Below are 12,163 nucleotides of genomic sequence, written 5' to 3'. Positions count from 1 at the left end.
GATCAGAGTGCCGAGTTGAAGGTCGATGCCTGAGTCGGGCGGCTGGTCGAAGCAGCGTGCACACGGCCGACCTTGCGGTCGGCGGCGGTGCCGGTGGCGTCGATCTCGGCGAGGCGCACACGACTCTTCTTCGCAACGGCGAAGGAGCGGGAGGATTCTGTGGTGTTCACGGCCGTCCTTGAGGGGGTTGTTCCGATGGAATGGTTCCGGACAGGAATACAGCAAGGATATGCGCACCATTGCAGTGCCCGGCGGCACGACTTTACTCTCATGACCTCCTTTGGCAACTGAGGACGCCCACTTGAGACAAAAGCGTCACATGGGACCGTCCGGAGTCGAACGGAACCACGGATTCCTCCATTGAAGTGACAACACAACTGCAGACGGGAGCGAACATGACGGCGATTCCCGGACCGCTCCGGAGCATGGTGTTCAGGAACGCTGACCTGCCGGAGCTCTTCCATCACACGGACGCCATCGCGATCACGAGCCAACGGGAGGCCGTGAACACGACCCGCGTCCAGCTGATCCTTCTGCTCATCGGCACGGTACCGGCAGCACTGCCCTGGCACGCGAAGCTGGGCACCACGTTCCAACTGATCGACGCCGTCGGCGTGTTGGCCTATGCGGGTGTCTTGTTCACGACGTACCTCGCCACCCGGCGCAGAGCAAAGTCGCACTGGCAACTCAACCGATCGGCGGCGGAGTTCATCAAGTCGATGTGCTGGCGCTACTCCGTGCACGGCTCCCCCTTCGACACCAACGCCCCGCATCCCGAGGCCGTGTTCGCGAACCGTCTCGAAGAGGGACTCCAGGAGCTCCGCAAAGTGGGCTGGACCGACCCCCGCGACCTCACGGCGGACTCCGGCGGCCTGATCACCGAATCCATGCGGGAATTACGGAACAAGGCATTCACCGTTCGCAAGGAGACCTACATCCGCGACCGGCTGATCGAACAGCGCACGTGGTACCGCAGGCGCCAGGAGGTGTCGCGGCGGGCCACCCTGCTCTGGTCGAGCACGATCGCCGTCCTGACCTCGCTGGCACTGCTCTCCGCCCTGCTGCGGACGTTCTCCGTCACCCAGTCCTTCGCCCTGACCGGGGTGCTGTCCGCCGCCGCGGCGGCCTGCCTGGCATGGAACGAGATCCGCCGCCACCATCCGCTGATCTCCGCCCACTCACTGGTGGAGGAGGACCTGGAGGCGATGCAGGTGGCGATGGAGACCACGCTGACCGAACGTCAGTGGCCGAGTGCGGTGTTCGAGACCGAGCGCATCGTCTCGCCGCAGCACACCGACTGGCTGGCGCGGCACCAGATGTGACGGATCACCGGAAAACGCATGGGTGCGGCCGGCCCCCGAGGCCGGCCGCGCCCGTTCCCGGGGCGTTCTCGACGCCTCCGCAGGATGCCGCCGGCACCGGACGCCGGACTCCGTCGCCACCGTTCGGATCGATGGACCGCGGCACCACCGCCGCGGCCGTGAACACTGCCGCCGCCGGCCGGCTCCCCTGCTCGTCGGCACACCATCGGCGGGAACCGCGCGACGGGCTCCGGCCCGACCACCGGCGCCGGGCAAAGTCGCACGGGCAACTCGACCGCCGGGTCGCCACCCCGCGGCACGGAGAGCGGCCGCGTCGCCGATCGGCCGCGCTCCACGCCCTCAGCCGCGCTCCACGCCCTCACGCCAGATGACGGTGACCGGTCGGCCGAGGCTGCGGGCGTAGGTCACGATGTCGCCGGTACCGCCGAGGCCGCGGGCCGGCCGGCCGTCCCACACGGCGAGCAGCCGGTCGCAGTGGTCGGCGATGTACGTGCCCGCCGCGTAGTACGCCTCGTCGGTGGAGTGCGGGTAGTCCATCCGGATCTCCCGCACCGCACGGTTCTTGAGCGCGTGGTAGCGGGCGAGTTCGGCGGCATCGGCGAAGGTGGCCTCGTAGTCGCCGCTGGGGACGACCACGGTGAGGTCCGCGCCGCGGGCCAGGGCGAGGTCGGCGAAGATCTGATCAGCCCCCACCGCCAGGCTGGACAGCGCCTCCAACGATCCCTCGAAGCCGCGGAGAGCTGCCTCCAGCCCGGCGAGAACGTGCGCGTGGGCCTCGTGCGGAATGCTGCGGTGACCGGTCACTCCGATGCGATTCACGGACCTGGAACCCCCTGAGGTGTCTGCCGGGGGCCCCGGAGGTCGCCCTCCGGGCGGGACAGTATCCGCCCCCGTTTGCTCCTGCATGACCGACCTGCCCCACATCCTCTCAAGACGGGCCGGGCGAGCGGGAGCCCCCACCCGGAATTCGGGTGGGGGCTCCGTGTCCCTTCCCACTGGCGTTCGAGGATCGGGCCGACTGGCGTTCGAGCATCGAGCCCGGGTACGAAGCGCCCGCCCTCGTCGGCCCGTCCGCGATCAGTAGATGCTGACCCCGTACGCGCTGAGCGCCTCGGGGACCGGCTGGAAGTACGTGGTACCGCCCGAGGAACAGTCGCCGCTGCCGCCGGAGGTGAGACCGATCGCCTTGGAGCCGGAGTACAGCGGGCCGCCGGAGTCTCCGGGCTCCGCGCACACATTGGTCTTGATCATGCCGTACACGACGTCGCCGTTGCCGTAGTTGACCGTGGCGTTGAGCCCCGTGACGGTGCCGCCGTGGGTACCGGTGGTGGAGCCCCTGCGGGTGACGGACATGCCGACCGTGGCGTCGGCCGCACCGGTGATGTCGACGCTTCCGACGGTGCCCTCATGGGGGACCGAGGTGTTGTCGTAGCGCACCAGGCCGTAGTCGTTCACCGGGAAGCTGGAGCCGACCGTCGGACCGATGCCGGTCGACTGGGAGGAGCTGGTGTACCAGGGCGGGTTGCCGTCGGTGCAGTGACCGGCGGTCAGGAAGTAGTAGGTGCTCCCGCTGCGGACGTTGAAGCCGAGCGAGCAGCGCCAGCCGGGGGCGTAGATCGCGTCGCCGCCGGAGAGCAGTTTGCTGAGCTTTCCCGGGGTGCGCTCGATCCGCAGGGCGCCCGCGTTGACTCCGGCGGTCTCCTTGATCCGGGCGATCTCGGCCTGCGAGACCGTGCTGTCCGCGGAGACCGTGACGGTGCCGGACTTCGGGTCGACGCTCCATGCGGTGCCCGCCACGTCGGCCTTGAGCACGGCATCGCTCGCGGCGGTGAGCTGACTGGCGCCGAACGTGGGGGCGGAGTCGGCCTGCGCGCTGGGGACCGCGAGCGCGGCGACGGCGAGGAGTCCTGCGGCGACGGCAACGGCCCGGGTGCGTCTGACGGTGACGTCGAGGGGGGTGGTGCGCTTGATCCTCACTTTTCGCTCCTCCCGAGGGAAGTCGGGGGTCCGCCTGTGGGGTGGTCGGACCCGTGAGGCGCAGTCGTTCGCACGGCAGGTCGCCCGCGACGGGAACATGCCGTGTTCCTGACAAGCACTGGACGGGAGTATTCAAGGGCTCAACTTCCGGCGCAAGAGGGCCTTCCGGCCCGACTCCGCCCCCGCCCCGCCCGCACCCCGGCCCCGGCGGCCCGACGGACCACCGGGGCGGTTTCCGCGAAGAGATATGACGATCAGTCAGTTGTCCACACGGCTGCGCTCTCCCGCCTCGACGGCGAACGGAAGGGTGTTACCGGGCGGCGGGAAGGGGCAGATGAAGTGGTCCGCGAAGGCGCAGGGCGGCAGCAGCGCGCGATTCAGATCGACCGTCACGCCACCGTCCGGCGACGGGGCGGCGGGGCGCAGGAACCGGAACCGGTAGCTGCTCGTCCCGCTGGTTGCGTCCGCGAAGACCGCCCAGAGCGAGCCGTCCGGTTCGACCGCCGCATGGAGGACGTGCTCCGCGCCCCCGGCCTCGAAGACGATCTCCCCGGCGAGCGAGAGGCCGCGCTCGGCCCCGTCGGCGTTCTCGACCCGGACGGTGCGGACACCGCCGTACGGGCGGTAGGCGCCCGGCAGCACCCAGCGGGGGTCGTACGGGGTGGCCTCGATGGTCCGGAAGGCCCGCCGGGCCGCGGATCGGGGGTCGAAGTCCCGCACCGCCCGGAGCCCTTCGCGGCTGAGCACGACCAGGCGGCGACCGCCGTACGCGACGCGGGACGCCTCGACCGGACCGCGGTCGGCGGTGAGGCGGACCCGTCCGGCGAAAGGCTCTCCGTCGACCGTGAGGCCGTCCTCGCCGTCGGCGTCGAGCACCACCTCCCCGCCGTCCTCGCGCCACCGGCCGGGCACCTGCGGGATGCGGCCGTCCGCGTGGTCGGAGAGCCAGTGGGTGCCGGTGAGGGAGAGCGGCCCGTACGGGGCGGCGACTCCCGCGACGCGCCCCTCGTGCCAGTGCTGCCAGTCCTGTGCCGCCCGCTCGGTGTCCTGCGGCTGCGGTGTGTCCGTGCTCATGCGTCAACCCTTCCACACCGGCTCGATGAGCCCGAGGTGCGAACGCAGCGTCGTACCGGTGCAGTCGGAGCGGAACACCCCGCGCTCCTGGAGCAGTGGGACGACCAGGTCGACGAAGTCGTCAAGGCCGCCCGGCGTGAGCTGCGGGACGAGGGCGAAGCCGTCGGCGGCGTCCGCGACCACGAACTCCGTCATGCGCGCCGCGACCGTACGGGGGCTGCCGATGAAGGACTGCCGCCCGGTCGTCTCGATGACGGTCTGCCGGATCGACAGCCCCTTCTCCTGCGACACGGCGCGCCAACGAGCCGCGGCCGCAAGGGGGTCGGCGTGCCGGACCCGGCCCCGGACCGGGGTGGAACCGGGATCCGGTTCGCTCCCTGGCAAGGGGCCGTCGGGGTCGAGGGAGCAGAGGTCGCGGCCCCTGACCTGTTCCAGCGCCAGCAACGCGTTCTGCGGGGAGATCTGCCGGTGCCGGATCTCGGCCGCCCGCTCCTGGGCCTCGGCGTCACCGAGCACCACGGTGACACCGGGCATGATCTTCAGCTGGTCGGGCCTCCGGCCGTACGCCGCCAGCCGCGTCTTGACGTCCGCGTAGAAGGCACGGCCGTCCTCCAGGGTGCCGTGCCGGGTGAAAACGACGTCCGCGGCCGACGCGGCGAACTCGCGGCCCTGGGGCGAGTCCCCGGCCTGGATGACGACCGGATGTACCTGCGGGGAGCGCGGAACGGTGAACTCCCCCTCGATGCCGAAGTGTCGACCGGCGTACGCGAACGGGCGCGGGGCCGTCGGGGGTCCAGCTGTCCCACAGCTCGCGGGCCGCGGCGACGAACTCGGCGGCCCTCGTGTACCGGTCGGCCCGGTCGAGATGGCCGCCGCGGCGGAAGTTCTCCCCGTGAACGCGTCCGAGGACGTGACGACGGCACGTCGTCGATCGGGACCTCGCGGATCTCGCCGCCCGAGATCACGTGACGCCGCCGGGCCGTGGCGGGCCCGGCGGCGCCCCGGCTCAACAGCTGCAGTCGCAGCAGTCGCAGGACTCGCAGCAGTCCCCGCAGTTGCAGCAGCAATCCCCGCAGTCGCAGCAGTTCCCGCAGTTGGCGCTGTTGCAGAGCCCTTCGCGGCGCCGGTGGCTCCACGGGTCGTTGAAGGTGCCGCAGCACATCTGGCAGGTGCAGGCCAGCCCCGCCCAGACCAGGCAGCCGGCGATCAGCCCGCGCCGGTCGCGCGGCGGCTCGGGCGGGGGCCCCGACGGACCGCCGGGGCCGCCGGGGCCCGGGGCGTAGGGATTGCCGGGGCTCGGGGCGTACGGATTTCCGGGCGGCGGTCCGAAGGATCCGGCCGGCCGGACGTCCGACGGGGTCGCGAGCCCGTCCGGGAGCGTGCCGTCGGCGCGGTGCGAGCACGACGTGGTGCCGAAGGCCCGGTCCACCGACTGCCGCAGTTCGTGGGCCAGCAGCACATGGGCCAGCTTGTCGTCGGTGAACTCCACGTCGCGCAGCGCGAGCCGTATGCCACGCCGGGCGTCGTCGCACAGCCGTCGCGCCTCGGCCCGTGAGGTGCCGGTCGCGGTGAGCGGGTTCCAGGCCCCCGACGCGGCGTCAGCTTCCTGGTCCTCCACGGCATCCAGCAGGTGCGCCAGGCGGCCGAAGAGCCGGCCCGCCTCGGCCAGCGGCTCCGCGTTCTGCGGCCTGCCGGCGAGTATCGCGGTGTGCGCGAAGGCGGCGGCGGTGGCGGTCTCGGTGGGTTCGGTGACCGTGAGCAGCGGCGTTCCGGGGCCGGCGAGCAGTTCGACGCCACTCTGCCGGTCGACGGCGTCGACGAGCAGCGCCGTGTCGAAGCCGAGCTCCGCGCCGGTGCGCGCGCCCGCCCGGTCCCAGCCCGCGGCGATCCGGCGGGCCGCGGCGGCGACCGGACGGCGCTTCAACAGGCCGTCCCGGTCCGCGACGTGGTCCCGTACCTTCGCCGAGGCCAGTACCAGGGAGACGGCGGCGGCCAGCCTGGCCCCCTCGCCACGGGCGACGGGTGCGGTCCGCATGGCGCGCAGCGGGCAGGGGCCAGCGGTCCGTCGCCATCCGGCGGTCCGCTCGGACTGAGCCTCCGTCAGTACCGAGACGATCAGGCCGTCATAGTTCGTGACGACGCGGGCGAACTGTCCGTGGTCCGAGCGAAGTGCGAGACAGAGCCCGCAGAGATGGGCCATCCACTCGGTCCTCAACCCCTCGGACAGGCGATGGGTGCAGGGCCTGACGATTCCGAACACGACGATCCCCCGACGGTCGTTCACTCGTGCGCCGTGCTCGTGCGCGTGCGCGACGAGCATCGTATTCCAGCCATCCGTTCACCCGTACGCCCCGCGGGTCACTCGGACGGACTGGTGCATCACATTTTCTTTCTTTCAGACCATCGATGCGGGAGGAATGCTGACGAACCACCACATCTTCTGCACCAGTACCGTCACGAATCCCCTGCGCGCCGTCTATCCACTTGGCGCGCGATCCGCATCATGGACGACCATAGGAAGACGAAAGAGATGCGGAGCATCACGGAACCGCGGTGAGAGGAGGCGTCCATGGGATCGGTGCGCAAGGCGAGTGCCTGGCTGGGCCTCGTGGAGGACAACGACGAGCGGTACTACGACGACGAGTACCCCGAGGTGGCACAGACCGGGACGGGTCAGGCATGGGTGACCGACCCCCGGGTGCAGGTGGCCTCCCGGAGCGCCGAGGACACCGGCCGCCGGATCGCCACCGTCACCCCCGACAGCTTCCGGGACGCCCGGGCCGTCGGCGAGCTGTTCCGGGACGGTGTCCCGGTGATCGTCAACCTCACGGCCATGGACCCCACCGACGCCAAGCGCGTCGTGGACTTCGCCGCCGGTCTCACCTTCGGACTGCGCGGATCGATCGAACGGGTGGCCACCCGGGTCTTCCTGCTGACCCCGGCCGACACCCAGGTGGTCAGCGGCGAAGCCGTCGGCCGGCCGGCCGACGGCTTCTTCAACCAGAGCTGAACAGGGCGCTCGCCGGACCGTTCTACCGGAACGCGTCGAGACCGGTGAGTGCCTTGCCCAGCACCAGCTGGTGCATCTCCACGGTGCCCTCGTAGGTGAGCACCGACTCCAGATTCGTCGCGTGGCGCATCACCGGGTACTCCAGGGAGATCCCGTTGGCGCCGAGGATCGTGCGCGAGGTGCGGCAGATGTCGATCGCTTCCCGCACGTTGTTGAGCTTCCCGAAACTCACCTGCTCCGGACGGAGCGTGCCCGCATCCATCCGCCGGCCCAGATGGTGGGCGAGCAGAATGCCCTTGTGCAGTTCCACGGCCATGTCCGCGAGCTTGGCCTGGGTGAGCTGGAAGCCTCCGATCGGCCGCCCGAACTGCTCCCGGGTCCGCGCGTAGTCCAGGGCCGTCCCGAAGGCGGAGCGCGCCGCGCCCATGGCCCCCCAGACGATGCCGTAGCGGGCGTGGCCCAGACAGCTGAGCGGGCCGCGCAGACCGGTGACGCCGGGCAGTACGGCACCGGCCGGCAGCCGCACCTCGTCCAGGACGAGCTCGCTGGTGACCGAGGCGCGCAGGGACCACTTGTGCGTGATCTCGGGTGCCGAGAATCCCGGGGTGTCGGTCGGCACGACGAATCCGCGGATCCCGCCTGCCGCGCCGTCCTCGTCGGTCTGCGCCCAGACGACGGCCACCCCGGCGACCGAACCGTTGGTGATCCACATCTTGCGGCCGGTCAGCACCCAGTCCCCCGTGCCGTCGCGCCGGGCGTACGTCCGCATCCCGGCCGGGTCGGAACCGTGGTCCGGCTCGGTGAGGCCGAAGCAGCCGATGATCTCGCCCGCCGCCATGCCCGGCAGCCACCGCTCGCGCTGCTCCTCGGAGCCGTAGCGGTGGATGGCGTACATGGCGAGCGAGCCCTGCACGGAGACCAGCGAGCGGATGCCCGAGTCCGCCGCCTCAAGTTCGAGGCAGGCCAGCCCGTACTGGACCGCGGTGGCTCCCGCGCAGCCGTACCCGTGCAAGGACATCCCGAGGGCGCCGAGCGAACCGAGTTCGCGAGCCAGCTCGCGGATGCCGGGCAGTTCGCCGTTCTCGTACCACTCGGCGATGTGCGGCAGGACCCGGTCGGCCGCCCAGGCGCGGACGGTGTCGCGGATGGCGAGGTCCTCGGGGTCGAGCAGGTCGTCGATGCCGATGGGGTCGGCGGGGTCGAAGGGCGGGAGCTTCGAGGACGGGGTGGTGGACATGAGGGCGCCTCCGGCGGCCGGCACGATGCGGGGGCCGGACGGCGCGGCGGCCGCGGTGTGGCGGGACCGGGCACGCACCCGGCCGGACCCGCGCCCCCGCTCCGCGCGGCGGACCGACCCCGAACTGGGCGGTGTCGGGGCATGTCGCGAAACACGCCCCGGTCATGACGTCGTGCCGACGTTACGGCTCAGCGACCCGCCCGTCCAGAGCCGGTCGCCCCGGCGGGCCGACGGCGGGCCGGACCCGGGATCGTGGGCTGCACGGTGCTCGTGCGGGGTGCCGGGAGCACATCGCGGGACACCTCGTCCGCAACGGCCTCCGTCGGCTCGGGGGCCTGCGCGGACGACTCCGCCACCCGCGGCAGCCGCAGCGCGGCGAACGCCCCGAGCAGCAGCAGACCGGCGCTGACCAGCAGCGTGACGTGCAGCCCGGTGATGAAGGAGCCGCAGGCCGTGGTCCGCAGCGTCTCGCCCAGCGGACCACCGAGCCGGTCCGCCACCTGATACGCCTCGCCCAGCGAGTGGGTGGCGGCCTCCCTGTCGGCGGCGGGGACGCCCTTGTCGGGCAGGTCCGCGAGTCCCGGCGCGTAGGCCGCGTTCATCACGCTGCCGAGCAGGGCGGTCCCCATGCCCGCACCGAGCTGGTACGAGGTCTCGCCGATCGCCGCCGCCCCGCCCGCCCGGTCGGCGGGGGCGTCGCTGAGCATGGACTCGTACGCCCCGAAGAGCGTGGTCTGGAGTCCGAAGCCGAGGGCGACGAAGGCGGCGGTCAGCAGGGCCGGCCGGTCGTGGCGGCCCATGGCGGTCAGGACCAGCACCGAGGCCGCGGTGAGCACGAAGCCCCAGCCGACCATCCGGCGCGGCCCGAGGAGGTTCAGTGTGTACGAACCGGTGGCGCCCGCGGCCATGGCCGCGAAGGTGAGCGGCAGCAGCCGCAGTCCCGTCTCCAGCGGGCTCAGTCCGAGGACGAGCTGGAGGTACTGCACGGCGATCAGTTGCAGCCCGACCAGGGCCAGCATCGCGACGACGATGCAGCCGACCGAGGTGGAGAAGGCGGGCCGGGAGAACATCCCGATGTCGATCAGCGGGTGCGTGCGTCGCTTCTGCCGGCGCACGAAGAGGGCCAGCAGCGCCGCACCGACGAGCAGCGGTACGAACGCGGTCGGGCTGAACAGCCCCTCGCCCGCACCCGCCCGCTTCACCCCGAGGACCACCCCGAGCACCCCGGCCGCGGCCATCAGCGCGCCCAGCACGTCCCACGGGCCGTCCTCGCCGCCGCGGGACTCCGGCAGCAGCAGGCGGCCGACGGGCAGGACCAGTGCCATCAGCGGAATGTTGATCAGGAAGACCGAGCCCCACCAGAAGTGTTCGACGAGGAACCCGCCGACGACGGGCCCGGTGGCGGCCCCCACCGCGGCGACCGCGGACCAGACACCGATCGCCACGGCCCGCTCGCGGCGGTCGGGGAAGACCTGGCGGAGGATCGACAGCGTCGCGGGCATGATCATCGCCCCGCCGACCCCGAGCAGGGCACGCGCGGCTATCAGCACGCCGGGGCTGCCGGCCAGCGCGGCCGCCGCGGAGGCGATCCCGAAGAGTGCGTAGCCGAGCAGCAGCACCCGGCGGCGGCCGACCCGGTCGCCGAGGGTGCCGAAGAGGATCAGCAGCGAGGCACAGACCAGCGGATAGGCGTCCACGATCCAGAGCAGATCGACGGCGCTGGGACGCAGGTCCTCGGTGACGGCCGGGACCGCGACGTGCAGCACGGTCGCGTCGAGCGCCACGAGCAGCAGACTGAGGCAGAGGACGACGAGGACGACCCATCGATTGGCACCGTCGGCGGCTGCGCGCAGCCGGAATCGGGCTTCGGTCGTCCCGGACATGCATGTACCTCCCAAAAGGTCCTCGCGCTCGGCAGGCCAGCCTGGGACGCAGTGGGTCCGCTGCCCCTCGGGGCCCGGCATCGACGGGCGAGTGATGCGTCAGCGTACGCGAGTTCAAAGAACCCACACGTGTCCCAGGTCATACCCCCACCGGCCGCCGGCCGCGTCCCGCGGTGCGGCGCGGGACGCCGCTCGCCCCTCCCCGACCTGCGCGGACGGGCTCCGCGCCCGGCACGAAGGTACTCGGCCCGATTCGCGGGGCGATCGCCGGGCCCACCATCGGAGCGCTCGGTGACCGAGCGGGCACCCTCCGCACCCCCCGGGAGTGGCCGGTTAATTTCATACCGACACCTCCTGCGTTTTTCCGGCCGCACCAAACACCCTTCCGAAATAAGTGCGAAATCAATAGTCTTCGGACTCTCCGAAAGGCTTCTCGGGATCAGAAATTAAGGCTCTGCCGAGACATGTTCCACATCACATCGTCATCACAAAGAGACCTGATCGCCCTGGTCGCGAGCTAACTCGCTGTAACGTCGATTGGGTGCGTACCGACATCTTTGCCCGCCTGGACCGGGAGCCGGAACCGCCGAAGATAGAGCCACCGCGGATGAGCCGTCACCGCGTCGCGCTCTTCGGCGGGACGTTGGCGTTCTATGTCGCCATCGTCGTCGCCGTGCTGGTCTCCTCCTGGCTGGTGGCACTGGACTGGAAGGTCATGCTCTTCCGGCCGTATCAACAATGGCCGGAAATCCATGCGTTCCTCGACTACTACATCGTGCTCGGCCAGCGCGGTCCGACGGCCACCATGGTCGCCTGCTGGCTCGGCTGGCGCTCGTGGCGGCAGCACACGCTGCGCCCGCTGCTGACCCTCGGTGCGGCGCTCCTGCTGCTCAACGCCACGGTCGGTGCGGTCAAAATCGGCCTGGGACGGCTCGGTCCGCACTACGCGACGCAGATCGGCTCCGCGGACCTCTTCGCCGGCGGCGATATATTTCCCTCCGGTCACACCGCCAACGCGGTCGTGACCTGGGGAATCCTCGCCTATCTGGCCACCACCCCGAGGGCCAGGCGCTATCTGTCGGCCATGTCGGCCATCGTCTCGCTCGGCGTCGGACTCACCACCGTCTACCTCGGTACGCACTGGCTCAGCGACGTGCTGCTGGGCTGGGCGGCCGGGCTGCTGATCCTGCTGGGGCTGCCCTGGGTCGAGCCGCTGATCTCCCGGGCGGAAGCCTGGATCTTCGCCCAGCGCGAGAGCCTGCGGGGACTCGGCCGTCCGGTGTCCCCCGCGCCCGTCACGATCGCGGGCCCGCGGACCGCGCCGGTCCGCAGCCAGGACGCCGTCGACGTCCTGGCTGCGGACCAGGTGCTGGAACCGGTCGCCGCGGGCGGCCCCCCGGCCCCCGCCGCCGCGCGCCCGCGCAGCCACCCGGTCCCGTCGCACCCGGTCCATACGACGCGCTCGGAGCGGACCCCGGTCACCCCGACCGGCAGCCGCCGCCCGCCGAACCCGGACCGCACCCCGCGCGGCGGCGCCGCCCCGGCCCGCCCGGTGGCGGGCGGCTGATCCCCGGGACGACGGGGGCCGGTACGCACGACCGCCCCCGGGACACGGCTGAGGGCCCCGACCCGCGTCGGGGCCCTCAGCCGTGTCCCGGCC

The 12,163-nt window shown here is 71.6% G+C and carries 10 protein-coding genes and 1 pseudogene; 3 read left to right on the top strand and 8 right to left on the bottom strand.

The window, feature by feature from the left end; all coding sequences use genetic code 11:
* Nucleotides 1-2: 2 nt before the first annotated feature.
* Nucleotides 3-170, bottom strand: coding sequence for an FxSxx-COOH cyclophane-containing RiPP peptide (gene fxsA / locus ACFC79_RS20455; protein WP_376242040.1), 168 nt, complete (start codon nt 168-170; stop codon nt 3-5).
* Between the two features lie 255 nt (nt 171-425).
* On the opposite strand from fxsA, the gene ACFC79_RS20450 reads away from it, so the two are divergent.
* Nucleotides 426-1,322: a DUF4231 domain-containing protein gene (locus tag ACFC79_RS20450; RefSeq protein WP_376242038.1), complete on the top strand. Its 897-nt coding sequence runs from the start codon at nt 426-428 to the stop codon at nt 1,320-1,322.
* Between the two features lie 339 nt (nt 1,323-1,661).
* Here ACFC79_RS20450 and ACFC79_RS20445 read toward each other — a convergent pair whose 3' ends face one another.
* The 5 genes and pseudogenes from ACFC79_RS20445 to ACFC79_RS20425 form a co-directional block, all read right to left on the bottom strand.
* Nucleotides 1,662-2,141 (bottom strand): hypothetical protein, encoded by a 480-nt coding sequence (locus tag ACFC79_RS20445; protein WP_376242036.1) that lies wholly within the window; start codon nt 2,139-2,141, stop codon nt 1,662-1,664.
* A 258-nt stretch (nt 2,142-2,399) separates the two neighbouring features.
* The gene (locus ACFC79_RS20440) at nt 2,400-3,299 is read right to left on the bottom strand and encodes a S1 family peptidase (RefSeq protein ID WP_376242034.1); all 900 of its coding nucleotides are present in this window, start codon (nt 3,297-3,299) and stop codon (nt 2,400-2,402) included.
* A 258-nt stretch (nt 3,300-3,557) separates the two neighbouring features.
* Nucleotides 3,558-4,373: a DUF1684 domain-containing protein gene (locus ACFC79_RS20435; protein WP_376242032.1), complete on the bottom strand. Its 816-nt coding sequence runs from the start codon at nt 4,371-4,373 to the stop codon at nt 3,558-3,560.
* Nucleotides 4,374-4,376: 3 nt separating this feature from the next.
* Nucleotides 4,377-5,291, bottom strand: a pseudogene (locus ACFC79_RS20430) (LLM class flavin-dependent oxidoreductase); the annotation flags it as partial.
* 88 nt (nt 5,292-5,379) lie between these two features.
* A complete protein-coding gene (locus ACFC79_RS20425) occupies nt 5,380-6,633 on the bottom strand; it encodes a DUF5685 family protein (protein ID WP_376242258.1) in 1,254 nt (417 codons plus the stop codon).
* A 309-nt stretch (nt 6,634-6,942) separates the two neighbouring features.
* Between ACFC79_RS20425 and ACFC79_RS20420 the strand changes: the two genes are divergently transcribed.
* Complete coding sequence (locus tag ACFC79_RS20420) at nt 6,943-7,383, top strand: cell division protein SepF (protein ID WP_376242030.1); 441 nt, start codon at nt 6,943-6,945, stop codon at nt 7,381-7,383.
* A 22-nt stretch (nt 7,384-7,405) separates the two neighbouring features.
* On the opposite strand, the gene ACFC79_RS20415 is transcribed toward ACFC79_RS20420, so the two are convergent.
* Entirely contained in the window at nt 7,406-8,620 is a 1,215-nt protein-coding gene (locus ACFC79_RS20415) for an acyl-CoA dehydrogenase family protein (RefSeq protein WP_376242028.1), read from the bottom strand.
* A 188-nt stretch (nt 8,621-8,808) separates the two neighbouring features.
* Nucleotides 8,809-10,503: an MFS transporter gene (locus ACFC79_RS20410; protein ID WP_376242026.1), complete on the bottom strand. Its 1,695-nt coding sequence runs from the start codon at nt 10,501-10,503 to the stop codon at nt 8,809-8,811.
* 541 nt (nt 10,504-11,044) lie between these two features.
* Here ACFC79_RS20410 and ACFC79_RS20405 point away from each other — a divergent pair.
* The gene (locus tag ACFC79_RS20405) at nt 11,045-12,070 is read left to right on the top strand and encodes a phosphatase PAP2 family protein (RefSeq protein ID WP_376242024.1); all 1,026 of its coding nucleotides are present in this window, start codon (nt 11,045-11,047) and stop codon (nt 12,068-12,070) included.
* Nucleotides 12,071-12,163: the final 93 nt, after the last annotated feature.

Source organism: Streptomyces sp. NPDC056061, assembly GCF_042266885.1.
GTDB lineage: Bacteria > Actinomycetota > Actinomycetes > Streptomycetales > Streptomycetaceae > Streptomyces.
This window is presented reverse-complemented; position numbering and strand designations above follow the sequence as displayed.